This window comes from Halopolyspora algeriensis, from assembly GCF_003337235.1.
Classification (GTDB): domain Bacteria; phylum Actinomycetota; class Actinomycetes; order Mycobacteriales; family Pseudonocardiaceae; genus Haloactinomyces; species Haloactinomyces algeriensis.
Genome location: NZ_QPJC01000021.1, coordinates 16,224 through 40,620 on the forward strand (window position 1 = coordinate 16,224; position 24,397 = coordinate 40,620).

Consider the following 24,397-nt stretch of genomic DNA (forward strand, 5'->3'; position numbering starts at 1 on the left):
GTGGGGACGCGACGACCTGCTCGAACCGGATGGTGTGAGAGGGAGTCCCTTTCGGAGGAAATCCGCTGCTCAGCACAGCCGCGCAATCCGATCGTGGACGTGCAACCCCCGGTACGTGCTCAGCATCACTGTCGAGTGAGGCGGATCGGTAAGCGGGCGCCGACGGACGTTTGGCACCCGATCGAGGTTGCCTTGGAGCGCATAAAAATGTTGCTCTCACTGATTCGGGTGAGGATTTGGTGCTCGTCTTTCGAAAACGAATCTCCGGACGCCTGCGGCAGTGCGTCCACCGGCCGACCGGTACCGCGCAGTTCACCCGCGAAATCCGGCGGAGTGCTCACGAAAGTGGGCCGCCGGGATCACCCGGCGGCCCACGGCAGAAACGGTGCGAGCTTCAGAACGGCAGGCGGCGGAAGATCACGCGGGGCAGGTGGCGCAGGACGCTCATGACGTAGCGGAACTGCGCGGGCGCCCACACCAGTTCCTTGCCCTTGCGCACCGACTCCACGATGATCTGCGCGACCTGCTCCGGCGTCTGCGCCAGCGGGGCCTCGGACAGGCCCTCGGTCATCTTCGACGTCACGTGCCCGGGCCGGACCACGGTGACCTTCACCCCGGACGGGCGCAGCGCCTCGGTCAGGCCGGTGTAGAAACCGTCCAGCCCGGCCTTCGAGGAGCCGTACACGAAGTTCGACCGGCGAACCCGCTCACCGGCCACCGAGGACAGCGCCACGATGTGGCCGTGCCCCTGCTTGCGCAGCTTCTCGGCCAGCAGCACACCCACCGTCACCGGCGCGACGTAGTTGATCTCGGCCAGTTCGCGGGCGGCCTCCACATCGGTCCAGAGCTTCTCCTGATCACCGAGCATGCCGAAGGCCACGATGCTGATGTCGATGTCGCCGTCGGCGAAGGCCTTCTCGATGGCCTCGCCGTGGGTACCGGGATCGCGGGCATCGAACGAAACCGTGGTCACCGTGCTGCCGGTGGAGCGCAGCCGTTCGGCGGCGGCCTCGAGACGCTCCGACGGGCGCGCGGCGAGCACGATGCGCAACGGACGCTGCCGGGCGTAGCGCTCGGCCGTGGCCAGCGCGATGTCGGAGGTGCCGCCGAGCAGCAGCAGGGACTGGGGGTTTCCAACCGCGTCGATCACAGGGCCAGCCTTCGGGACAGATCGGAGGTGAAGATTCCATCGGGGTCGACCGAGTCGCGGATCTTGCGCCACTCGTCGATGCGCGGATACATCCGCTGGATCATCTCGGGTGTGGTCCGCGAGTCCTTGGCCAGGTACAGCCGCCCGCCCGCGCCGAGCACGATCTCGTCGAGCCGGCTGCAGAACTCGTGCAGCCCCGGCACGATCGGGAAGTCCACGGTGACCGTCCAGCCGGGGGTCGGGAACGACAGCGGGGCCCGGTTGCCCTCTCCCATGCGCTTGAGCACGTTGAGGAAGGAGACGTGGCCGGACTCGGCCATGAGCCGCACGATCCGGCGCAGCTCGTCTTCGGCGTCGAACGGGACGATGAACTGGTACTGCAGGAACCCGCGGGACCCGTAGGCCCGGTTCCACTCGCCGAACATGTCCAGCGGGTGGTAGAAGTTGGTGAGGTTCTGGATCAGCCCGCGCCCCTTCTTCGGGGCCTTGCGGTACCAGACCTCGCCCAGCGCGCTGAACGTCAGCTTGTTGGCGAGCCCGTTGGGGAAGACGTCCGGAAACGTCAGCAGTTGCGGGGCGTCGAACTTCAGCGGATCGCCGCGCAGCTTTTTGGGCAGGTCCTCGAGCTTGGCCAGTGATCCGCGGGAGAAGACCGCGCGGCCCAGCTTCGGGCCGGTGGAGATCGAGTCGAACCACGCCATCGAGTAGTCGTAGTTCGCGTCGGAACCGTTGCCGAACAGCTCCAACGTCTCGTCGAGATCGGCAGTGCGATCGTTGTCGACGATGAAGTACGCCGTCTCGGTGTGCTTCATCGCCACCCGGGAGCGCAGGACGATGCCCGTCAGCCCCATGCCACCGACGGTGGCCCAGAACAGTTCCGAGCCCTCCCCGTCCGGGGTGAGTGTGCGGATCTCGCCGTCGGCGGTGAGCAGATCCAGCGACAGCACGTGATTGCCGAAGGAACCGTGCGAGTGATGGTTCTTGCCGTGGATGTCCGAACCGATGGCGCCGCCGATGGTGACCTGGCGCGTTCCGGGCAGCACGGGCGCCCAGAGCCCGAAGGGCAGCGCGGCCCGCATGAGCTGATCCAGATTGACGCCCGCGTCCACGTCCACGACGCCCCTGTCGGCGTCGATCGAGTGAATGCGGTTCAGCGCGGTCATGTCGATGACCAGGCCACCGGCGTTCTGCGACGGGTCGCCGTAGCTGCGGCCGAGCCCGCGTGCGATGACGCCGCGCTCACCGGACTCGCGCACGGTGCGGGCGATCGCCTCGACGTCCGGCGTGCTGACGACTCGTGCCCGGGTCGGCGCGGTGCGCCCCCAGCCGGTCAGCGTCTGTTGCTCGTCCTTGACCGATCCCACCTGGCCGAGTCTATCGAGTTGTTATCTCCGTCCCCCGGTGGGTGAGCAGTGCGAGCGGTACGGTCCCCGGCGACCGATATACTTGCAGCGTCCGCTGGGGGAGTACCTGGGAGTGCCCGGGGGTACGTTGCCACCGGATCGTTGTGCCGGATGTCTGAGGTGAGTTAGTGGCCGTGGCCGAATCCGCTGCCGATCCCGAGGCGAAGAAGCTCGGCCTCCTCCACCAGTTGGTCCGTTTCGGGCTCATCGGCGGTGTCTGTGCCGTGCTCGACTACGGCAGCTACATGCTGCTGCTGGGCCTGAGCTGGCCGAACTGGGCCGCGCGGTCGCTGGCTTTCGTCGTGGGCACCTCGTGCTCGTACATCGCCAACCGCAGGTTGACGTTCCACGGGGCGAGGACGGGCAACACCAAGGCGAAGGCGGGCGCGTTCGTGGTGGTCTACATCGCGACGTTTTTCGTCAACATCGGCACGAACCAGCTGCTGTTTCTCACCCTGCCCGAGCTCGCCTTCGACTACGGTGCCCAGCTTCGCTGGACCATCTGCTGGGTGGCCGGCCAGGGGCTCGGCACGGGACTCAACTTCGTGCTGCTCAAGTGGGTCGTCTTCCGCGAGTGAGCGCAGCCGGGCTCCCGGCCGGTGGCTCGGTCCGCCCGTGCCGCCCGCTCCGGTGGGTCAGCGGGTGCGCGGGTTGGCTCGCGTGGCGGCAAACAGCCGGCCGGCCGGCCCGATCCGTGCGGTCACTTACCCCCGGTTGCCGTCGCCGTTGTCGTTGTCGTCCTCGCTGTCGCCGAATCCGCTGATGTCGTTGCGATCGTCCGAGCTCGGCACGTCCCCGGGCAACTGCACCGTGTTGCTCACCGGCCCCGGCGTCCAGGTGCCCCAGTGCGTCTCCGAGCGCACGTTCATCGCCGCCTCGGCGGGCAGTGCCTCCGGCGCGTACGGGTCCACCGCGTACAGCGTGCCCCAATCCCGGTGAATATTGCCCCGGAGATAGGTCGGCAGCGCTCGCATGCTCGCCGTGACGTTCATCCACCCGAACGGGCCGCCCGCGTCCGGGGACGACCAGCCCTGCCCGACGCCGCGGGCGCCGCCACCTGCCGTGATGCGGAACCGGGGCATCTCGGCGATGCCGTTGCTGATGCTCGGCACCTCCAGGCACGGGTACACGAAAGCAGCAGGCCACTCCACGAACGTGGGAGCGTCGCCGATGAACTCGGTCATGTTGGTCAGCCGCGGTGCCCGTGGCGCGCTGACGGCCAGCCAGCCATCGGTGCCCAGTGACTGGTCGATGGCCACGATCCGCATCTTCTCGGCGCCCTCGGCCTTGTGCGACACGCTGATCCGCGCGTCCCGCCAGCCGGGCGGCGGACCCTTCAGCACCGGCCGCCGCTCCATCACCTCGAAGCCCTCGTCGGTCTGCTTGCCGAACTCGACGAACAGCGAGTTCGCGCCGGCCTCGACTCCGGCGAGAGTGAGCACGACGGGGACGTGGCCCTTCCGGGCTCGCTCGGGCAGGTCGTACCACTGCGTGCGCAGCTCACCCGTGGCCAGCCCCCGCGGGTCGTAGCTTCCCCACACCGGTGCGTCGTCGGTACCGAACTCGTACGGCGGTTGCCAGTCCTTTTCGAGGGGGTCCGACCCGTCGCCCGGTGGCAGACCGTTGCGGCGGAAGCCCTGCATCGTGGCGTGCAGGTACTCCGCGGGGGTTTCCTCGTCGGCATTGCGGTCCGGGACGTAGCCGTCCGGCACGGGGTCGCGCGGCTGTTGCGCCGACACCCGCAGCATCCCGGCCAGCGGATTCTTCTCGACGTAGACGTAGTCGGACAGGCCGCAGCTCTGGCCGGCCAGCTGCTTGATGTTGTCCCTGCCGAGGCTGTACGTGCCCCACTGCTCCTGGATCACCTTGCCGAAGGTCGCGACCTCACCGACCACCAGCAGCGCACAGATCATCGACAGCGGCGCCGTCCCGAGGCGCAGTGCTCGGCTGCGTTGCTCCATCCCGGTCCGGCGGCCGTTCTTGTCGCGCAGGGCCGTTCTGACCACGCGGGGCCGGTACTCGTCGATGCGCACGTGCTCGATGAACGCCACGAGCAGGGCGATCGCCGCGATGACCAGCAGGATGGTGCTGAATTCGTAACCCTGGAAGGAGGGTGGTTTGTCGAACCACGGCACGCCCCAGCCGGAGACGTACCAGAACGCGTTGGGGCCGGTGGCCGCCAGCGCACAGATCATCATCAACCCGGCGAAGAACGCCGCTCGGTTGCGTCGGGAGCGCAGCACCGTGTCGCTGGTGGCCAGCGCCGTCAGTGCCGCCAGGGCACCGCCGGCGGCGGCGAAGATACCGAAGTGGTGGGACCACTTGGTCGGGGTGAGCATGAGGACGAAGAACGACAGCGCCGTCACGCCGAGCAACCTGCGGCTCGGTCCCAGCGCGGCACCGCGGATGCGCCCTCGGCGCAGCAGCACCACCGCACACGTCACCAGGCACAGGATGACCAGCAGTACCGGGAACCGGCGTGCCAGCGAACCGTCCGGTGTCTGGCTGAACAGCAGGGTGTAGCGGCTGAGCTCCTGATACCAGTCCTGGCTGGGGCCGAGCTCGGTGCGCAGCTGGGTGGCCTCCAGCACCGACTTCCACGTCTGATCCCAGTACACCACCGTCAGGATCACGAAGCCGGACGCGGAGATCGGGGCCAGTACCGGCAGCCAGCCGAATTCGCGGATACGTGCCCGGACGAGGCGGATCAGCGGTTTGAGCGCGACGACGTAGGGCAGCACCGCCACGAGGCCGTGCGGATTGGCTCCCAGGGCGAGAGCCGCCCCCACGAGGCCGACCGCTGCGGGCATGAGCCGGTTGGTGGCGACCGCGCGCTCCACCGCGCACAGCGCCAGCAGCGAGAACACCACCACGACCGGCTCGGGGCGCAGGCCGTTGTTGTAGGGCAGCCAGAAGGCGAGGAACACCGCTGCGGCCGCCCAGCCCGCCGCGCGGCTGCGGCGCACCTGCTGGCCCAACCGGGGCAGGACCTCCCGGCTGAGCAACAACCAGCTCACGATGCCCATCATCAGTGCGGGCAGGCGCACCCACGGAGCTGCCGTGGAGACCTGGACCCACAGCGAGTAGAGCTCGTAGAACCAGCCGAACGGTGCTTCCGGGACCGCGAACCACCGGTAGTAGTTGCTGATGTAGCCGGCTTCCTCGCGGGCGCGTGCGATGGTGAGGATGTAGCCGTCATCGGAGGTCATCGCTCCGATCAGCCACCAGATGATCAGTACGGCATAGACCGAGGCGTCCTGCGGTGTGGGTTTCCACCAGCCCGAGGGGGCGAGCTTGGGAGGCCGTCGGCCCGCCCGCACGTCGAGCCTGCGCAGCGTGATGACCGATCCGATGAACGCCAGGATCGCCAGCCCGATGGCGACGAACTTGAGGATGGTCGCCGAGGTGGCGTAGCGGTTGTCCACCTGCGCCTGGAACGACAGCCCCTGCACGGGATCCTGCCGGGCCTCGAGGTCGGAGTAGATGCCGGTCAGTTGCGGGCGGCGGTCGCTGCCGTGGATGTCGGCCAGGGGCTGGTTGCCGACCGTGGCGGTGGTGCTGAATGCATCCGAGTGCATCGAGATCGTGCAGTTGCCGTTCGGCAGCGGTGTCGTGCCGAGTTGCCTGCCCTTGGACAGCAGTGTCAGCCGGCCGTTGTCGACCTGCATGACCATGCCCGTGAGCTTGCCGTACTCCGAGGACGGCGGGTTCGTGCTGAGCAGGATGCCCGGACCCTGGGTACGCGCGTCCAGGCTCCGGGCCGAATCGCAGGGGATGGTGGTGTCGAGCCAGATCGGCGAGTAGCTGACCAGCGGAGCCGACACCGATTTCGTGCCCTGCGAGGTGGGCCAGTGCAATGTGGTGATGTTGTGGTGCACCGGCAGGAAGGGAACGGAAAGCGACAGGATCGTGCCGAGGAGCCCCAGCACCGAGGCGATCACCTTCAACCGCCTCAGTGACGGGTCCCTGCGCTGCGTCGTGGCGCGTGCCGCAGTGGCCCCGGACGATTCGCCGTCCGGGGTGGGCTGCCCGTTGTTGTCCTGCCCCGCGTTACGCACAGCGTGAAGAATAGTAGTCGCACGAACACGGCTTTGCGCGGTATTCGGTGCCTGTGGGGCTCGGCACTGTCCGTAACGCGGTGAGCTGCGATCTCAGTGTGATCTCAGGTGGATCACAGGGTGATCTCGATACCGTGGTAACCCACGGTGTCCTTCTCGTCGCTTCGTGTGAGGGGTTACACGTGTGGAGTCAGCTCGTCTCGGCCATGAGCTGGGCGACCCGCTGATGTGACGTGCCGATGACCTCGGCGATGGCGCGTTGGCTGAGTCCGGCACTCCTCAGCGTCGCGATGATCTCGCGCCGCGCCCGATCCCGGTTGGCGACCGCCTGAGCGGTCTGCTCCTCCCAGCGATGCAGATCCTCGACAGCACGGGTGTAATCGTTGCCTGCCTGCACGTAATGCCAGTCGATGTCGAAGGAGTCCTCGGGTTGTTCGGTGAGCAAGTGGATCATGTCCCTGACTTCCACCTCGATGTCCTCGAACTGCTCGACGTCCGTAACACCTCCGTGCAGGTCACCGGCCTCCGCTACCCACAGGTTGTCTTCACGAGTGATTGTGCTCGGATTCAGTGCAGCTCACCGGCGGAAGAAGTGTTCGCGGCGGCCCTGGCGCACCAGGCGCAGCCACTCCGCGAACGCCTTCGGGCTTCGGCGCTGTCCGAGGAAGTACAACCCGAAGCGCAGCACCTCCAGCGCCCCGATCTTGCGCATCCCCGGCTGGGAGAGCAGGTAGCCGCGGTTGCGGTAGGTGTAGTAGCGCTTGTTCGCATCCGGCGGGTCCTGCGCGTGGAAGCGGCCACCGAGCATCGGCTTGAACTCCGCCGAGCCGTCCGGATGCACGAACCGTGTGCGCAGCGTGGTGCCGAACCGCAGCCCCGAGCGCACCACGCGGCGGTGCAGTTCGACCTCGTCGCCCCGGAAGAACAGGCGGTAGTCCGGCACTCCGACGACGTCCAGGGTGCTCGCGCGGAACAGGGCGCCGTTGAAGAACGACGCGATCCCGGGCAGGAACTCGTCGTCACCGTGGGTATCGGCGCCGCGCAGTTCCTCCGGGCGGCGTTTCCAGGTCAGTCCGCGCCGCAGCGGGAAGGCGAGTCGCTCGGGATGGTCGATGTTGACCACCACCGGCGACACGGCCGCCAGCCCGCGTGCCTCGGCCACCTCCAGCAGCGTGGCCAGTGCGTGATCGTCGGCGGGGCGGCCGTCGTCGTCACCGAGCCACACCCACGCGGCGCCGAGCGCGAGCGCGTACATCATCCCGAGCGCGAAGCCGCCCGCGCCACCCAGGTTGCGCCGCGACGGCAGGTAGGTCGACGGAAGCGGGCACTCGGCGACGACCTTCGCGGTGGACTCGTCCGCACCGTTGTCCACCACGACGAGGTGGTCCGGCACCCGGGTCTGAGTGGCGATGACCTTGAGGGACTCGGCCAGCAGTTCGGGGCGGTGTCGGGTGACGACCACCGTGACCACCGCATCGTCGACGAGGTCGGGCATGGGCTGCTGCGGCGAGTCGCTCATGAATCCTCGTTGCTCCCGATCGGGGCCGCCGAATCGGACGCACCGATCCGGGCCAGAGTCTGCGGGTTCAGGTTCTTGAAGGGATCCTTGCCCTTGTAGTGCGTCAGCACGTCGCGCAGCGAGCCCTCTTCCTTGATCCCACCCTTGTCCAGCCAGAGCGCGGTGTTGCACAGCTCGACGAGGAACTCGTCGGAATGCGAGGCGAACACGAGCATGCCGGAGCGCTTGACCAGTTCGTGCAGGCGCTCCTTGGCCTTGTCCAGGAAGTCCGCGTCGACCGCGCCGATTCCCTCGTCGAGCAACAGGATCTCCGGGTCGATCGAGGTCACCACACCGAGCGCCAGGCGCACTCGCATGCCGGTGGAGTAGGTGCGCAGCGGCATCGCCAGGTAGTCGCCGAGCTCGGTGAACTCGGCGATGTCGTCCATCCGCTTTTCCATCTGCCTGCGGTTCATGCCCAGGAACAGGCCACGGATGATGATGTTCTCGTATCCGGAGATCTCCGGATCCATGCCGACGCCGAGATCGAACACCGGGGCGACCTTGCCCTCGATACGGGCACTGCCCCGGGTGGGTTCGTAGATGCCGGACAGCAGTCGCAGCAGGGTCGACTTGCCCGCTCCGTTGTGCCCGACCAGAGCGATCCGGTCACCGTGTCGAAATGACAGGTTGATGTCGTGCAACGCCTCGATGATCGGCACCTTGCTCTCGGTGCCGATCTTGCCGCCGGTTTTGCCGAGGACGGCCTTCTTCAGTGAGCGGGACTTCGCGTCGAAGATCGGGAAGTCGACCGCCGCGTTCCAGACGTCGATGCTGACCACTGTTCTCCCCGCTCCCGATCAGATCCAGTAGGTGACGCGAGCCCGGTAGTTGCGCAGGACGAACAACGCCAGCGCCCATCCTGCCAGCGTGATGCATCCGACGACGATCCAGTTCGTCATGACCAGATTCTCACCGAGCAGTGGATCACGGATGATCTCGATGTAGTGGAACAGCGGGTTGAGCTTCGCGATGCTCATGTTCCCGCCCTTTTCCTCCAGGATGTCGGCGTTCCACACGATCGGCGTCATGAAGAAGATCAGCTGCATGAGACTGCCGACCACCGGCGGGATGTCCCGGAAGCGAGTGGAGACGATACCGAACAGCAGAGCGACCCAAGCACCGCTGGCCATGATGAGCAGAAGCGCCGGGATGGCCATCAAGGCTGTCCACGTGATGGGCATCCAGAAGATGGCCAGCACGATGAAGTAGATGACCAGGTTGTGTGCGAACAGCAGCGTCTGTCGCCACACCAGGCGCAGGATGTGCACGCTCAGGGGCGCGGGCAGGTGCTTCATCAGACCTTCGTTCTGAATGAAGACCTCGGTGCCGTCGTTGAGGCAGCCCGAGACGAAGCCCCACACGATGAAGCCGACCGCGAGGTAGGGCAGATGCTCGGCCAGGTTCTGGTCGAACAGTTGGGAGTAGAGGATCCCGAGCGCGGTGACCGTCATGCCCATACTGATGGTGATCCACAGAGGGCCGATCACCGAGCGGCGGTAGCGCTGCTTGATGTCCTGCCAGCCGAGGTGCGCCCACAACTGCCGTTGCCGTGCACCTGCGGAGATGTCGTGAAACGCCTTGCGCCAGGTCCGCGACGAAGCTTCGGGCGGTGCCGGTGGGCGGTCTAGCGTGCTCGTGGCCTGCACAGTGCGTCAGGGTACCGACTGCCGGGATGTGCCTTCCTCCGGGTTTCTCCCGTGGATCAGTGATCGCACGAACGGCGCATTCCGGATGTCCGGACGCGGACGGTGACCAGAGCCGCGGCGGGCCCGGCGTTGGTCGGCTTCTCGCGAAAGCGCCCGATTCCGGTCCTGCCCGCCCCACCGAGGGCGCCGTCTCACAGGTACTGGCCGGTGCCCCTGCCGTGCTGGTGGCCGCTGCGCCCGCCGGAAGCTTCCTCGGGGCCGTGGGTGGTGGGCAGTGCGCCCTGGCGCATCTGCTCCAGCTGTGCACGTGCCGCCATCTGCTGGGCGAACAGTGCCGTCTGCAACCCGTGGAACAGGCCCTCCAACCACCCGACGAGCTGGGCCTGCGCGATGCGCAGCTCCGATTCCGAAGGAGTCTCGTCGGCGGCGAACGGCAGTGACAGCCGTTCGAGCTCGGCGACCAGCTCCGGTGCCAGCCCCTGTTCGAGTTCGGCGATCGAGGACCGGTGGATCTCCTTGAGCCGGTGACGGCCCGCCTCGTCCAGCGAGGCCGCACGCACCTCCTCCAGGAGTTGCTTGATCATCGTGCCGATCCGCATCACCTTCGCGGGCTGCTCGACGAGCTCGGCGAGTTCCTGACGATCCGCGGAAGCTTCCTCCTCCGCGGGAGAGCCGGTGCTGCCGGCAGGATCGCCTGCGCCGACCGGGGAGCCGGCCCGGCTGACCGCGAGCATCCGCGACGGACCCTCGCCGCGGGTCTGATCACTGTGATTCATGCCTCCATCTTCGCCGGGCTACGCCCGGTGCGCGAGGGGACACGCTCGGTGATTTCGCGCAACCGGTCACCCGACGGAGAACGCGCTCGATGATCTCCGTACGGTGGGTGCATGGCGTTCGACGTCGCTGCTGTTCGCGGGCTCTACCCTGCGCTGGGGGACGGCTGGGTGCACTTGGACGCGCCGGCGGGCATGCAGGTTCCCGAGCAGGTGGCCACCGCGGTGTCGACCGCGCTGCGCGCTCCGGTGTCCGGACCGGGCGGGATCTTTCCCGCCTCGCAGCGCGCCGAGGCGATCGTGGACGCTGCCCGCCGTTCCATGGCCGACCTCGTGGGGGCCGATCTTGCCGGAGTGGTGCTCGGCCCGAGTGCGGCCGTCCTCCTGCAGCGGCTGGCCGACGCACTCGGAGACGAGTGGACGATCGGGGACGACGTGGTCGTTTCGCGGCTGGACGACCCCGCGAACGTCACGCCGTGGCAGCGTGCCGCGCAGCGCGCCGGGGGAACCGTCCGGTGGGCGGAAGTCGACATCGAAACCTGTGAGCTGCCTGCCTGGCAGTTCCGGGAACTGGTCACGCCGACGACGAAGGTCGTGGCGATCACCGCCGCCTCCGGTGCGGTCGGGACCAGGCCCGACGTGCGCGAGGCCGCCGAGGCCGCCGCCGAGCACGGCGCGTTCGTGGTCGTCGACGCATCGTCGGCGGCGCCCTTCCTGCCGCTGGACATCACGTCGATGGGTGCCGATGTGGTGGCGTTGAATGCCTCGGCCTGGGGTGGACCACCGGTTGGTGCCCTGGTGTTCCGGGATCCCGCGGTACTCGATCGGCTGCCCTCGCCGGCGCTGGAGCCACAAGCCCGCGGTGCCGAACGCATGGAACTCGGACCGCACGCCTATCCGCTGCTGGCCGGTCTGGTCTCCTCGGTGGACTACCTGGCGGGGCTCGACGATGCCGCGCTCGGCCCCCGCAGGGAACGCCTGCTCACCTCGATGGGGTCGGTCAAGGCCTACCAGGCGGGGTTGCTGGCGAACATGACCAACGGGTTGCGTCGGATGCAGCATGTGATGGTCATCGGTGACGCGATGCGCAGGGTGCCGTCCATGGCGTTCACCGTGGAGGGCGTCAAGGCCGCCGACGCCATCGAACACCTCTCGGAACGGGGAGTGTGCGTGTTCGCCGACCCCGGCACGCACGGGATTTACGAGGTGCTCGGGGTCGGCGAGGTCGGCGGTGCCGTCCGGGTCGGACTGGCGCACTACACCAACGCAGCCGAGGTGGACCAGCTCCTGCGAGCCGTGAGCGAACTCGGCTGAGCCCCGGCTCTGACGGAGTGAACGCCAACTTTCACTCGCATAGAAGTAACGAAAGTTGAAGTTCACTCACGGCGGCTTTCCGCCTACGGCACCTGCAGCAGGATCTTGCCGTGCACACCACCTGCTTCGAGGAGCGCATGCGCCTTCGCCGCGTCGGACATGGGCATGCTTCCGTGGACGATGGGACGGACCTCGCCCCGCTCGACCAGCGGCCACAGGCGTTCTGCGACGTCGGTGACGATGGCCGCCTTGCCCTGCGGACCTTCCACCGGACGCCCGCGCAGGCCGAGAACCGACATGTGCAGCCGTTTGACCAGCATCTTGCCGATATCCAATTCGGCCTTGCGACCACCCTGCATGCCGATCACGGCGAGATGGCCGTCCGGGGCGAGTGCACTGATGTTGCGGTCCAGGTACTCCGCGCCCATGTTGTCGAGGATGACGTCGGCGCCACCGAGCTTTTTGACCTCCTCGACGAAGTCCTGCTCGCGGTAGCTGATCGCGACTTCGGCACCGAGGTCGCGGCACAGCTGCAGGCTTTCGGCCGAGCCCGCGGTGGCCACCACCCTCGCCCCCATGGCCGTGCCGATCTGGATGGCGCAGGTGCCGATGCCTCCCGAGCCGCCGTGAACGAGCAGCACCTGCCCGCTGCGCAGTCCGGCCTCCATGATCACGTTCGACCAGACGGTGCAGCCCACCTCGGGCAGCCCGGCCGCCTCGACGAGGTCCATGCCGGCGGGCACGGGCAGCAGCTGGGCGGCGGGCACGACGACACGTTCGGCGTACCCCCCGCCGGCGAGCAGGGCACACACCCTGTCACCCGGCTGCCACCCGGTGACGCCGTCGCCCAGTTCGGCGATGGTGCCCGAGCATTCGAGACCGAGGATCTCGCTCGCACCCTGCGGCGGTGGGTAGGCGCCCTTGCGTTGGGCCAGATCGGCGCGGTTGATCCCGGCGGCCGCGACGTCGATGGCGACCTCGCCGGGGCCCGGTTGCGGCTCCGGCTGTTCGGTCCACTCCAGTACGTTCGGTGCGCCCGGCTCACGGATGGTGATCGCATACATACTCACGACCGTAGTCACCGCGCGGTGTGCGTTCGTGCCGACGTCCTCGATCGACTGGCCGTCGGGGTCGCTTCTACCGACACTCGACAGGCGAAAGTGGACGAGCGGTATTTGCGGCAAAACTGGGAAAAACTCGTTCGAAAATGTTGTCGCAGAGTAACGCGGATCACTCGGTGCGCTCCGATATCCGATCATTGTCGGCGAAGTATTGACTCGGATGGGGATCTTTATGAACGCTTGTGCGGCACATAATCCACCCGATTCGGGGAGTATGATGAGAGTGCGAAACGTCGGACCCAGAGGCGCGGTGAAGGCACTCGTCGCCGCGGGCGCGGCGACGGCGGTGGCCGTTGTCCCCGCCACGGCCACGGCTGTGCCCACCCAGCCCGCGAACCCGGGCGAGGAACTCAATGTCAACGCGGTGAACCGCCACCTGGCCGCGTTCCAGCGCATCGCGCACCAGAACGACGGCAACCGTGCGTCCGGGACCTCGGGGTATCAGGCCAGTGTCGACTACGTCGTGAGCAAGCTCCGCGACGCCGGTTTCGACGTGTCCACCCCGGAGTTCCGGTACACGAAGTACTACCTCGAGTCCATCGAGCTGAGCGTGGGCGGCGAACCGGTCGAGGCGAGCGCGATGGAGTACTCGCCGGCGGGCAACGTCACCGCGCCGTTGTCGGTCGTCCCGGCCGACGACTCCACCGGTTGCGAGGCCACCGACTACGAGGGCACTGACGTCGCCGGCACCATCGCGCTGATCAAGCGCGGCGCCTGCACCTTCGCCAAGAAGCAGCGCATCGCCTCCGAGCAGGGTGCGGACGCGGCGATCATCTACAACAACGTCGACGGTGCCCTCAACGGCACGCTCGGTGGCGCCGATGCCGGGGTGATCCCCACCGCCGGAGTCACCAAGGCCGTCGGTGAGCAGCTCGTGGGCCAGGCCGGTACCGAAGCGACCCTGAACCTGCAGGCTCGGTTCGACGAGGTCACCACCGAGAACGTGGTTGCCCAGACCTCCACGGGCAACCCGGAGAACGTGGTCATGGCGGGTGCCCACCTGGACAGCGTCGCCGAGGGTGCGGGCATCAACGACAACGGCACCGGCAGTGCCGGTCTGCTGGAGACCGCGATCCAGCTCGGTGGCAGCCCCGACATCAACAACGCCGTGCGTTTCGCGTGGTGGGGTGCCGAGGAGTCCGGCCTGATCGGCTCGACGAAGTACGTGCAGGGTCTGAGCTCCGAACAGCAGAGCAAGATCGCGATGTACCTGAACTTCGACATGATCGGCTCGCCGAACGCCGGGTACTTCGCCTACGACGGTGACAACTCCGACGGTGTCGGCGCGGGCCCGGGCCCGAAGGGCTCCGGCGCGATCGAGCAGGCCTTCGTCGACGCGCTGAACTCGCAGGGCGTCGAGGTCGAGGGCACCGACTTCACCGGCCGTTCCGACTACGGCCCGTTCATCGCCAACGGCATCCCGGCCGGAGGCCTGTTCACCGGTGCCGAGGGGGTCAAGACCCAGGCCCAGGCCGAGAAGTGGGGCGGCGAGGCAGGTAAGGCCTACGACCCGAACTACCACACGGTCGGCGATGACATGGACAACGTGGACCGTCAGGCGTTGAAGCGCAACACCAAGGCGATCGCCATGGTCGTCACGAAGTACGCGCAGAACGCCGAGGAAGTCACCAGTGTGCGGGCGAACTCGGTCGGGGCGCAGTCCTTCACGACCTCGTCGCAGGCTTCGCAGGAGTCGCAGGGCCACACCTGCCAGCTCCCGCTGAAGTGATTCCGCGCTGAGGTGAACACGTAACCGGATGGGGCGATTTCCGCACAGGAAACGCCCCATCCGGTTTACGAGTCATCGCGTGCACTTTGGGGGTGTCCTCGTGCAAGCTGACCGTGTGAACCACCCGGAACCGTGGCCGCTGCGGCACCTCGTCCTCCGTACACCCGGACTGCAGCTGCGTCCCGACGACGATGCCGGGTTGTTGGAGCTCGCAGACGAGGCACATCGAGGTGTTCATCCGCCGGAGACGATGCCTTTCGGGTTCCCGTGGACCGACGCTCCCTCCGAGGAGCTCGGTCGCAATACCCTGCAACACCACTGGAAACTGCGCGCGGAGTTCATGCCGGAGTCGTGGGTGCTGAACTTCCTGGTGCGGCTCGACGGCCGGGTGATCGGCACCCAGGGTCTGGTGGCGAAGGACTTCGCCGTGACCCGGCAGGTGCACACCGGCTCCTGGATCGGTCGCAGGTACCAGGGGCAGGGCTATGGAACGGAGATGCGGGCGGCGGCGCTGGCTTTCGCGTTCGACCACCTCGAAGCCGAGCAGGCCCGGTCCGATGCCTTCACCGACAACCCCGCCTCACAGCGGGTGAGCCGCAAGCTCGGCTATGTCGCCGACGGCACGCAGCGCAGGCAGCGCCGGGGGCAGGCTGCCGACATCACTCGACTGCTGCTGACCCGCGAGCGCTTCGACGCGCACCGACCTCGCTGGAAACCCGAGGTGGAGGGTTTCGAGCAGTGCAGGCACATGCTCGTGGGCGGCGGTACCGGATAGAGCACCGAGGTCCGGCTCAGTCCAGTGCCCGGCGCAGGAAGAAGCGGATGCCCAGGGCACCGAAGAGACCGCACGCGCCGATGAGGGCGAGCACGCACACCCACGGCGCCATGTGCGGCACCCACGGCAGGAGCGCCCCGCGCATCCCCTCGCTGACGTAGGTCAGCGGGTTGAACGCGCACAGGATTTGAAACCAGCGCAGCCCGTCGAGCTGCGCCCACGGGAACTGACTCGCACCGGTGAAGATCAGCGGAGCCAGGATCACCGCGAACATGATGTTGATCCGCCGCGGAGGTACGGCAGCACCCACCGTGAGACCGACCGTGCCTCCCGCCAGGGAGCCCAGCACCATGCACAGGGCCGCGAACGGCAGCCCGGACAGGTTCCAGTGGATCTCCCCGAGCATCACCAGACCGATCGGAAACATCAGCAGTGCGGCGACCAGCCCACGCAGCGCCCCGAACAGCATCTTCTCGACCGCGACCCAGCTGATCGGCAGCGGCGCGAGCAGCCGGTCCTCGATCTCGCGGGAGTAGGAGAAGTCCAGCACCAGCGGGAAGGACGTGTTCTGCAGCGCGACCAGGAACGCGTTGAGCGCGATCATGCCGGGGAACAGGATCTGGGCATAGCCGGGCTGGGTGTAGCCGAGCTGGCCGAGCACCTTGCCGAAAATGAACAGCAGCGCCACCGGCTGCACGAGGACCTGAGCCAGAAAGCTCGGCAGTTCGCGGCCGGTCACGAACACGTCGCGACCGAGTACGGCAACGAACGCGCGTACCGAGCTCGCCGTGGTTCCGCGTACCGCACTCCCGCTCGCCGCGGACCCGTTCGTCGCGGTCCTGCTCAACGCAGCTCCCTCCCCGTCAGGTCGATGAAGACGTCTTCCAGCGTCGCCGATCCCAGCGACAGATCGTTGACCGTCACCTGTCGTTCGTGCAGGGCCGCGGCGACCGGACCGAGCAGCGCGGCCGGTTCGTCCGCGACGTAGAGCCGCATGCGCAGCCCGGGGTCCTCCCCGGTCTGCGACGGCACGGTGCCGACCGGTTCCACCTGTTCGACGCCCTGCACGGCGGCCAGAACGTCGGTGAGGCCGTCGGGGGTGAAGCCGTTCGGGTGGACCGTGGCGTCGATGGTGCCGCTGCCCGGCAGCGATTTGATCAGCTTTTCCGGGGTGTCGAGGGTGAGCATCCTGCCGTGGTCGACGATGCCGACACGGTCGGAGAGCTTCTCGGCTTCGTCCATGTCGTGCGTGGTCAGCACGACGGTCACTCCTTCCGAGCGCAGACCGCTGACCCGATCGTGCACGAACAGCCGGGCCTGCGGGTCCAGACCGGTGGAGGGTTCGTCGAGGAACAGCACCTCGGGGCGGTGGATCAGGGCTCGGGCGATCATGAGCCGTTGCGCTTGGCCGCCGGAGAGGTCGTCGATGCGGGCTTTGGCCTTGTCCGTCAGCCCCATGCGGTCGAGCAGCTCGTCGGCGAGCCGACGCCGCTCGGTGCGGGGCACTCCGTGGTAAGCGGCGTGGAAGATCAGGTTCTGCCGCGCGTTCAACGACCGGTCCAGGTTGACCTGTTGTGGCACCACGGCCACTTTCCGGCGGGCGGCAACCGGGTCCGACCCGACACTGACGCCACCGATCCTGGCCGTGCCCGCGGTCAGTGTCACCCGGGTGGTCAGGATCCCGACCGTGGTGGTCTTACCCGCCCCGTTCGGACCGAGCAGGCCGAACACCTCACCCGGGTGGACCTCGAAGCTCAGGTTGTCGACGGCATTGCTCGAGCTTTTCGGATACCGCTTGACCAGATCGAGCACCTCGACCGCAGGGGTCATGTGGTTCCTCCTTCGCGCTCGATGTCATGTCGAGCCCACCGCCCAGCTCGTTGTCGAGCCGGGTGTGGTTGAGATGACCTCGGTAGAGCATAAGTGAATCCCTTGGTCGATCATTCCTTCTCGCGGAAGACGGAAGATCACATCAAGGGCTCCGATGAGTCGGTGTGCATGACACCGGCACCGCCGGTGCGTTCGGAGACCTGTCCGGTTCCGCCGCTGTACTGGCCACGGAGGTTGTGAACGGGTGCCACGTCGAGCGCTTCGACCGCATCCTGCTCGACGAGCGGGCTTACGCTGAGGCCTGCACCAGCGAAACCGCCCGACGCGCCGCACTGCCCGGTTTCCTGCACTGGTACAACCATCACCGGCACCACACCAGCATCGGCGGTTCGCCCGCCAGCCGCATTACCAACCTGTCAGGACAGAACAAGAGAAGTGAACAGGAAGGGAGCTCCAATGGGCGAGGACGGTACGATCGAGCATCCGTCGTCGACGCTCACGCACCTCCAGCGGCTGGAGGCGGAGTCCATTCACATCATGCGGGAAGTGGTCGCCGAGTGCGAGAACCCGGTGATGCTGTACTCGGTCGGCAAGGACAGTTCGGTCCTGCTGCACCTCGCGCGGAAGGCCTTCCATCCGTCACCGCCGCCATTTCCGCTGTTGCATGTAGACACCACGTGGAAGTTCCAGGACATGTACGAGCTGCGTGACCGGGCCGCCGCGCAGGCCGGCATGGAGCTCTTGGTGCACCACAATCCCGAGGCGAAGGCGCGTGGTATCAACCCGTTCGACCACGGTTCCCTGCACACGGACATGTGGAAGACCGAAGGCCTCAAGCAGGCGATGGACAAGTACCAGTTCGACGCGGCATTCGGAGGAGCGCGCCGCGACGAGGAGAAATCACGGGCCAAGGAACGAATATTCTCGTTCCGGACGGCGACGCACCGGTGGGACCCCAAGAATCAGCGGCCGGAGCTGTGGAATCTCTACAACGCGAACAAGGCCAAGGGAGAGAGCATCCGCGTCTTTCCGATTTCGAACTGGACGGAACTCGATCTCTGGCAGTACATCCAACTCGAAGGCATCGACATTGTCCCGCTGTACTTCGCGGCGCCACGGCCGACGGTCGAGCGCGACGGGCAACTTCTGATGGTGGACGACGAGCGGTTCCGTTTTCTTCCCGAGGAAGAGCCGGTGACGAGGTCGATCCGTTTTCGCACGCTGGGCTGTTACCCACTCACCGGTGCGATCGAAAGTGAGGCCGCAACGCTTTCCGAGGTTATCCAGGAGATGTTGCTGACAACGACTTCGGAGCGACAGGGGCGCGTCATCGACCACGACGCCGGAGCCGGAAGCATGGAGAAGAAGAAGCAGGAGGGCTACTTCTGATGACGGAGGACGTCCGGAACAGCGTTTACGAGGCGGATCGGCTGATTGCTGAGGACATCGACGCCTACCTCGAGCAGCATCAGCACAAGAGCCTCCTGCGCTTCATCACCTGTGGTTCCGTGGATGACGGTAAGTCGACCCTGATCGGGCGGCTGCTGTACGACAGCAAGCTGATCTTCGAGGATCAGCTGGCCGAGTTGGAGGCGGACAGCAAACGCGTCGGCACACAGGGGCAAGACAGTGACCTCGCGCTGCTCGTCGACGGACTGGTGGCTGAGCGCGAACAGGGGATCACCATCGATGTCGCCTACCGATTCTTCGCCACCGAGAAGCGTAAATTCATCGTTGCCGACACCCCGGGCCACGAGCAGTACACGCGTAACATGGTCACCGGTGCCTCCACCGCTGACGTCGCCGTCATCCTGGTCGACGCTCGGAAGGGGGTGCTGACTCAGACCCGCCGGCACAGCTACCTCGCGCAGTTGATGGGGGTGCGGCACATCGTGTTGGCGGTGAACAAGATGGACCTCGTTGGGTACAACCGGGCCATTTTCGACGCCATCGTCGCCGAATACACCGAATTCGCCGAGAGCATCGACCTCACCGACGTCACGGCCATTCCCATTTCGGCTCTCGCCGGCGACAACGTGGCGGCGCGCAGCGATAACACGCCATGGTACGAGGGGCTTGCGTTGATCCCGGTGCTGGAGAGCGTGCAGGTCGGCGACGCGTTCGACCATGGCGCGGCGTTCCGGATGCCGGTGCAGTGGGTGAACCGCCCAAGTCACGATTTCCGTGGGTTCGCCGGGTTGATCGCCAGTGGCTCGGTCGGGGTGGGTGATCCGGTGCGGATCCTGCCATCCGGGCGGACCAGCACGGTCGCGCGCATTGTGACGTTCGATGGTGATCTCGATCGAGGCCTGGCCGGTCAGTCGGTGACGATCACTCTCACCGAGGAGGAGGACTGTTCCCGGGGTGACGTGATCGCGGCCGCCGACGATTCGCCGGCCGTTTCCGATGGCTTCGAGGTCATGCTCGTCTGGATGGCTGAGGAGCCGATGCTCCCGGGGCGACCCTACTGGCTCAAGATCGGTACGCAGACGGTGACGGCGACCATTCAGAGCCCGAAGTACCAGGTTGACGTCAACACGATGGAACAGCAGCCGGCGAAGACGTTGAGCCTCAATGCGATCGGTGTCGCGAATTTGTCCACCGACCGATCCATCGTCTTCGAGCCCTACCGGAAGGACCCGGCGCTCGGCGGGTTTGTCCTGATGGACAAGCTGACCAACACGACCGTTGCGGCCGGCATGCTGCACTTCGCCCTGCGTCGAGCCGAGAACGTGCACTGGCAGGCGATCGAGGTGAGTCGTGACGCGCACGCCCAGCAGAAGAACCAGCGGCCCAAGGTCGTTTGGTTCACCGGGCTGTCGGGTTCGGGCAAGTCGACCATCGCCAACCTGGTCGAGAAGCGGCTGCACGCGCTGGGTAAGCACTGCTTCCTTCTGGACGGTGACAACATCCGGCACGGGTTGAACAAGGACCTCGGTTTCACCGACGCGGACCGGGTGGAGAACATCCGCCGCGTGGGTGAGGTGGCGAAACTGTTGACCGATGCGGGCCTGATCGCCATCGCCGCGTTCATCTCCCCCTTCGAAGCCGAACGGATCATGCTGCGCGATATGATGGAGCCGGGCGAGTTCGTGGAGATCCACGTCGACACGACGCTGGCCGAGGCGGAGCGCCGTGACGTCAAAGGTCTCTACGCCAAGGCGCGAGCCGGGAAGTTGCCCAACTTCACCGGGGTCGACTCGCCATACGAGCCGCCTGCCAACCCGGACCTGCGCATCGACACCATTGCGACGACGCCAGAAGACGCGGCGGCGACGATCGTCGATCTGATCCTTCAGGATCGATGATGACGGAGACCGACACCCAGTTGGCCTACCGGATCGCGAACGCCGCGGGTGAGCTCCTCGTCCGTGTGCAACGTTCGGGCCTGTTCGAGGGTAAGACTCTGGGCCGGGTTGGCGACCAGATGTCGAGTGCGTTCATCATGGCCGCACTGGGAGAGCATCGCGGTAGGGACGCGGTCCTGTGCGAAGAGGAAAGGGACGACGGGACTCGCAGTTCCGCGAGCCGGGTGTGGATCGTCGATCCGCTGGACGGCACTCGCGAATTCGGTGAGACGCGTACGGACTGGGCCGTCCACATCGCGCTCGCCGTCGGTGGTGTTCCGAAGCTCGGAGCGGTGGCGCTGCCGGGCCTGGGCTTGACGCTGAGCAGTGACAACGTACCCGGCATCGTGCAGGCGCCCGGCAGGCTGCGTATGGTGGTCAGCCGGACCCGTCCCGCTGCCGAGGCGGTGGCCGTCGCGGCTGCGCTCGGGGCTGAATTGGTGCCCATGGGATCCGCCGGCGCCAAGGCCATGGCCGTCGTCCGCAACGAGGCCGATATTTACCTGCATACGGGCGGCCAGTTCGAGTGGGACAGCTGTGCACCTGCCGCGGTCGCGATTGCGGCTGGACTTCACGTCTCCCGACTCGACGGATCACCGCTCGTCTATAACAACCTCGATCCTTACCTGCCGGACCTGCTTATCTGCCGCAAAGAGCATGCCGAGGAGGTGCTCTCACAGGTGGCGAGCGCGGTGTCCGCGGATTGATCGGCCCGCCGGTGCGCGTCGAGCTTTCTCCGCTCTTCGACGGCAGCGGACACATGATCCTACGACTCGCCGGCCATCGAGCTCACCGCCCAGGGGCACCGGATCAGTGTCCGGCGAATCGAGTCGAAAAGACCGTTCGTGGCCCCCCGCGCGGGTGAGATCGTCGCGGTGGGACGTATCACGGCACGGTAGCTAACCTGAATGAGTGTCCATGACCGGAGGTGACGAAACCCGGTGGCTGTCCCGGCAGGAGATGGCGGCGTGGCGAACCTACATCGTCGGCAGCGCGTTGCTGGAGCACCGGCTCAGTCACGAGCTGCAGGCGGAACACGGGATCTCCCTGGCCGACTACGAGATCCTCGTGCGGTTGTCCGAACACCCCGACAGGCAGCTGCGGATGAGCCGGTTGGCCGAGGATGTCGCGCACTCCAAGAGCCGTATCTCGCACCAGATCCGCCGCCTGGAGGCCAAGGGGCTGGTGCAGCGCAGCGAGTGCTCGGAGGATGCTCGGGGCGTGTTCGCCCTGCTCACCGAGGAGGGCGAGCACCTGCTCGAGCGGGCGGCGCCCACGCATGTCGCCGGTGTCCGCGAGCACATGGTGGACCTTCTCGCTCCGGAGGAGCGGGGGATGCTCGCCGATGTCTTCCGGCGAATCACCGGACATCTGCGCAGCGAGGAGGACTGACTCCAGCCCCTGGTGTGGCCGCTGGTGGACCGATTGGCTAGGGTCCGGGACTGGAAGCGTGGCAGAGCGGCCGAATGCACTCGCCTTGAAAGCGAGCGACCCGAGAGGGTCCGCGGGTTCGAATCCCGCCGCTTCCGCAGCGCTGAGCAGGCAAAGCGGGGCCCGGTGACGATCACGTCATCGGGCCCCGCTTCTTGCTTCGTCTCGGTCCTCGTCTCAGGCGCCCTCCTGCGGAGGCTCTGCCCGGCACATACGCTCACGAGCTACGGCAAGCCGGAACGCGCCGAAGGGACTCCTGCATCGTGTGACCTGTACGGCCGATGACGACGTGGTGGAGTGTGCCCGTGGCGGGCACTCCGCATCGCGCCTCTCCCGGTCCCACACCTCCAAGATCGACGAATTGATCCGGCCGGAAGGACAGCAGCTGTGGCCACCGAGTTCCTGCCTGACGAATTGCGCGGCGACGTGCAGACCCTGTGGGACTACCACCGCCTGGACGACGAGCTCCGTCCGGTCGATGTCGCGGTGGGCCTCGGCGGCCATGACTCCGGCGTAGCCATCCACACGGCCGACCTGTACGCGCAAGGGCTGTTCCCGCTCATCGTCTTCACCGGCGCCAACGCTCCGGCCACGGTGGATCGTTTCCCGCGTGGGGAAGCTGTCCACTACCGCGAGATCGCGATGGAACGCGGTGTTCCCGATGCCGCGATCCTGATCGAGACCGAGGCCAGGAACACAGGGGACAACATCGCCCTTACCCGCAAGCTGCTCGAAGACCGGGGAATCGACGTCGGTTCGGCCCTGCTCGCCTCGCGGCCTTATCAGCAGCGGCGAGCCTTCGCGACCGCCAAAAAGCTCTGGCCGGGGATCGACATCCTGTGCTCGTCCCAGCGCATGACCCTCGACGATTACCTCGCAGGCAGTGGTGACGTCGACCATGTCGTCAACATGCTCGTCGGCGACACGCAGCGGATCACCGCATACGCGCAAGCGGGCTTCGCCATCGAGCAGCACGTCCCGGACGTGGTGCAGACCGCTTACGCGCGACTGGTCGAGGCCGGCTACACGTCGCGCCTCGTCGCGGAGCAGCGTTGACTCTCGCGGTGTCCGCGTCCGGTGGGTTCTTCTCATGGACGGGAGCTCCCCACGAGGCGGCAATAGGCTCTCGTCATGGATCAGGATCTCGAAACAGTCGTCGCGAATGAACGCAGGCTGCTCGAACCGGAGACTCGCTGTGACGACGCGGCGGTTCGAGCGCACCTGCACAGTGACTTCGGCGAGTTCGGAGCTTCCGGCACGGTGTGGGATCGACAGTCGATCGTGCAGGCCACGAGTACCACCGCGGAGTACATCGATGCGGAGGACTTTCGGCCGGTACGGCTCGGTCCGGACGCGATCCTGCTGACCTACACGGCACGACGCCGCAACGAGGCGTCGTTGCGGACCTCGGTATGGGTCCGCGAGGGAGACGCATGGCTGTTGCTGCACCACCAGGGAACTCCCGTACCGGACTCACGAGTGAGGTGACGGATCGTATCCGCAGGATCAGAAGCGGTACGGCTAAGCTGTTTCCACGCTCTCGAGTCCAAGCGATTGGATGATCACCATGCGCGTCGTACTCAGCGATTTCATGAGCCTCGACGGTGTTGTGCAGGCTCCGGGAGGGCCTGGACGAGGACACCGACGGCGGCTTCGCACACGGTGGCTGGTCGATGCCGTACTTCGATCCGGAGACCATGGGCTCGGCCATCGACGAGGCCATGAGCACCACCGACGCGTTGCTGTTCGGCAGGCGCACCTGGCAGGTGATGGCCCAGGCGTGGCCCGGCCGTGCCGGCGACCCGTTCGCCGACCGGATGAACGCGATCCTCAAGTACGTGGCCTCGCGCACCCTCACCGCTTCCGACCTCGAGTGGAACAACTCCACTCTGTTGCCGTCCGAAGACGCGATCGGTGCAGTGCGCAAGCTCCGGGAGACCGAGGGCGGCGATGTGCAGGTGATGGGAAGCGTGAGCTTTGCCCGCCGGCTCATCGCCCACGATCTCGTCGACGAGTACCGCCTGATGCTCGAGCCGATCGTCCTCGGCGGAGGCAAGAAGCTCTTCCCGGATGACGGGGTCGCTCGCCCCCTGACGCTCGTCGACACCAGGACAGCCTCGACCGGGGTGCACATCTGCACCTATCGCCCGGCAATCACCTAGATGCAATACCGCTGATTTAGGTTGGGTGTGGCTGGTAGTGTGTGTTCATGCCCAGGCCTGGTCAGGTGACGTCGTCGTCGCGGGAGCGGTTGCCGGA

21 protein-coding genes, 1 tRNA gene and 2 pseudogenes are annotated in these 24,397 nt (G+C 66.7%); 13 read left to right on the forward strand and 11 right to left on the reverse strand.

The annotated features are described in order from the left end of the window. Positions 1-394: 394 nt before the first annotated feature. A complete protein-coding gene (locus DFQ14_RS20715; protein WP_114455016.1) occupies positions 395-1,150 on the reverse strand; it encodes a decaprenylphospho-beta-D-erythro-pentofuranosid-2-ulose 2-reductase in 756 nt (251 codons plus the stop codon). Beyond that, positions 1,147-2,514: a decaprenylphosphoryl-beta-D-ribose oxidase gene (locus DFQ14_RS20720; RefSeq protein ID WP_114455017.1), complete on the reverse strand. Its 1,368-nt coding sequence runs from the start codon at positions 2,512-2,514 to the stop codon at positions 1,147-1,149. Before DFQ14_RS20720 ends, DFQ14_RS20715 begins: the two co-directional genes overlap by 4 nt. A 167-nt stretch (positions 2,515-2,681) precedes the next feature. On the opposite strand from DFQ14_RS20720, the gene DFQ14_RS20725 reads away from it, so the two are divergent. Beyond that, positions 2,682-3,131 (forward strand): GtrA family protein, encoded by a 450-nt coding sequence (locus DFQ14_RS20725; RefSeq protein WP_114455018.1) that lies wholly within the window; start codon positions 2,682-2,684, stop codon positions 3,129-3,131. Positions 3,132-3,257: 126 nt separating this feature from the next. Here the strand turns inward: DFQ14_RS20725 and DFQ14_RS20730 are convergent, their stop codons facing one another. The 6 genes from DFQ14_RS20730 to DFQ14_RS20755 form a co-directional block, all read right to left on the reverse strand. Continuing rightward, complete coding sequence (locus DFQ14_RS20730) at positions 3,258-6,611, reverse strand: arabinosyltransferase domain-containing protein (RefSeq protein WP_114455019.1); 3,354 nt, start codon at positions 6,609-6,611, stop codon at positions 3,258-3,260. Between the two features lie 190 nt (positions 6,612-6,801). After that, positions 6,802-7,080, reverse strand: coding sequence for a helix-turn-helix domain-containing protein (locus tag DFQ14_RS20735; RefSeq protein WP_246195877.1), 279 nt, complete (start codon positions 7,078-7,080; stop codon positions 6,802-6,804). A gap of 108 nt (positions 7,081-7,188) precedes the next feature. Continuing rightward, the gene (gene glfT1, locus DFQ14_RS20740; protein ID WP_114455021.1) at positions 7,189-8,130 is read right to left on the reverse strand and encodes a galactofuranosyltransferase GlfT1; all 942 of its coding nucleotides are present in this window, start codon (positions 8,128-8,130) and stop codon (positions 7,189-7,191) included. Then, positions 8,127-8,951 carry a galactan export ABC transporter ATP-binding subunit Wzt/RfbE gene (gene wzt, locus DFQ14_RS20745; protein WP_114455022.1) on the reverse strand — a complete coding sequence of 275 codons (825 nt, stop codon included), beginning with the start codon at positions 8,949-8,951 and terminating at the stop codon, positions 8,127-8,129. The genes glfT1 and wzt overlap by 4 nt, the downstream gene beginning before the upstream one ends. Before the next feature lie 18 nt (positions 8,952-8,969). Further along, complete coding sequence (gene wzm / locus DFQ14_RS20750) at positions 8,970-9,818, reverse strand: galactan export ABC transporter permease subunit Wzm/RfbD (protein WP_114455023.1); 849 nt, start codon at positions 9,816-9,818, stop codon at positions 8,970-8,972. 191 nt (positions 9,819-10,009) lie between these two features. Then, complete coding sequence (locus tag DFQ14_RS20755; RefSeq protein WP_114455036.1) at positions 10,010-10,552, reverse strand: bacterial proteasome activator family protein; 543 nt, start codon at positions 10,550-10,552, stop codon at positions 10,010-10,012. Between the two features lie 153 nt (positions 10,553-10,705). On the opposite strand from DFQ14_RS20755, the gene DFQ14_RS20760 reads away from it, so the two are divergent. Continuing rightward, positions 10,706-11,905: a cysteine desulfurase-like protein gene (locus tag DFQ14_RS20760; protein WP_114455024.1), complete on the forward strand. Its 1,200-nt coding sequence runs from the start codon at positions 10,706-10,708 to the stop codon at positions 11,903-11,905. An 83-nt stretch (positions 11,906-11,988) separates the two neighbouring features. Here the strand turns inward: DFQ14_RS20760 and DFQ14_RS20765 are convergent, their stop codons facing one another. Next, complete coding sequence (locus tag DFQ14_RS20765) at positions 11,989-12,969, reverse strand: NAD(P)H-quinone oxidoreductase (RefSeq protein WP_114455025.1); 981 nt, start codon at positions 12,967-12,969, stop codon at positions 11,989-11,991. Positions 12,970-13,240: 271 nt separating this feature from the next. Between DFQ14_RS20765 and DFQ14_RS20770 the strand changes: the two genes are divergently transcribed. Continuing rightward, complete coding sequence (locus tag DFQ14_RS20770) at positions 13,241-14,755, forward strand: M28 family metallopeptidase (RefSeq protein WP_420810209.1); 1,515 nt, start codon at positions 13,241-13,243, stop codon at positions 14,753-14,755. A gap of 115 nt (positions 14,756-14,870) precedes the next feature. Next, positions 14,871-15,530 carry a GNAT family N-acetyltransferase gene (locus tag DFQ14_RS20775; RefSeq protein ID WP_257233778.1) on the forward strand — a complete coding sequence of 220 codons (660 nt, stop codon included), beginning with the start codon at positions 14,871-14,873 and terminating at the stop codon, positions 15,528-15,530. Positions 15,531-15,546: 16 nt separating this feature from the next. Here the strand turns inward: DFQ14_RS20775 and DFQ14_RS20780 are convergent, their stop codons facing one another. Both DFQ14_RS20780 and DFQ14_RS20785 read right to left on the reverse strand, forming a co-directional pair. After that, on the reverse strand, positions 15,547-16,377 hold the full coding sequence (locus tag DFQ14_RS20780; RefSeq protein ID WP_114455028.1) for an ABC transporter permease: 831 nt from the start codon (positions 16,375-16,377) through the stop codon (positions 15,547-15,549). Further along, positions 16,374-17,360, reverse strand: coding sequence for an ABC transporter ATP-binding protein (locus DFQ14_RS20785; protein WP_114455029.1), 987 nt, complete (start codon positions 17,358-17,360; stop codon positions 16,374-16,376). The genes DFQ14_RS20780 and DFQ14_RS20785 overlap by 4 nt, the downstream gene beginning before the upstream one ends. A 251-nt stretch (positions 17,361-17,611) precedes the next feature. Between DFQ14_RS20785 and DFQ14_RS22490 the strand changes: the two are divergent. The 9 genes and pseudogenes from DFQ14_RS22490 to DFQ14_RS20830 all read left to right on the forward strand — a co-directional run. Beyond that, positions 17,612-17,785 (forward strand): annotated as a pseudogene (locus tag DFQ14_RS22490) (integrase core domain-containing protein); the annotation flags it as partial. Between the two features lie 31 nt (positions 17,786-17,816). Further along, positions 17,817-18,749, forward strand: coding sequence for a sulfate adenylyltransferase subunit CysD (gene cysD, locus DFQ14_RS20795; protein ID WP_114455030.1), 933 nt, complete (start codon positions 17,817-17,819; stop codon positions 18,747-18,749). Next, complete coding sequence (gene cysN / locus DFQ14_RS20800) at positions 18,749-20,668, forward strand: sulfate adenylyltransferase subunit CysN (RefSeq protein ID WP_114455031.1); 1,920 nt, start codon at positions 18,749-18,751, stop codon at positions 20,666-20,668. The genes cysD and cysN overlap by 1 nt, the downstream gene beginning before the upstream one ends. Further along, positions 20,668-21,414, forward strand: a complete 747-nt coding sequence (locus DFQ14_RS20805; RefSeq protein WP_114455032.1) for a 3'(2'),5'-bisphosphate nucleotidase CysQ — start codon at positions 20,668-20,670, stop codon at positions 21,412-21,414. Before cysN ends, DFQ14_RS20805 begins: the two co-directional genes overlap by 1 nt. 211 nt (positions 21,415-21,625) lie before the next feature. Next, positions 21,626-22,099 carry a MarR family winged helix-turn-helix transcriptional regulator gene (locus tag DFQ14_RS20810; protein ID WP_114455033.1) on the forward strand — a complete coding sequence of 158 codons (474 nt, stop codon included), beginning with the start codon at positions 21,626-21,628 and terminating at the stop codon, positions 22,097-22,099. Positions 22,100-22,151: 52 nt separating this feature from the next. Next, a tRNA-Ser gene (locus DFQ14_RS20815) sits at positions 22,152-22,236 on the forward strand. 289 nt (positions 22,237-22,525) lie between these two features. After that, positions 22,526-23,194, forward strand: coding sequence for a YdcF family protein (locus DFQ14_RS20820; RefSeq protein ID WP_246195879.1), 669 nt, complete (start codon positions 22,526-22,528; stop codon positions 23,192-23,194). A gap of 75 nt (positions 23,195-23,269) precedes the next feature. Then, positions 23,270-23,626 (forward strand): nuclear transport factor 2 family protein, encoded by a 357-nt coding sequence (locus tag DFQ14_RS20825; protein ID WP_114455034.1) that lies wholly within the window; start codon positions 23,270-23,272, stop codon positions 23,624-23,626. A 79-nt stretch (positions 23,627-23,705) separates the two neighbouring features. Then, a pseudogene (locus DFQ14_RS20830) lies at positions 23,706-24,300 on the forward strand (dihydrofolate reductase family protein). Positions 24,301-24,397 lie beyond the last annotated feature (97 nt).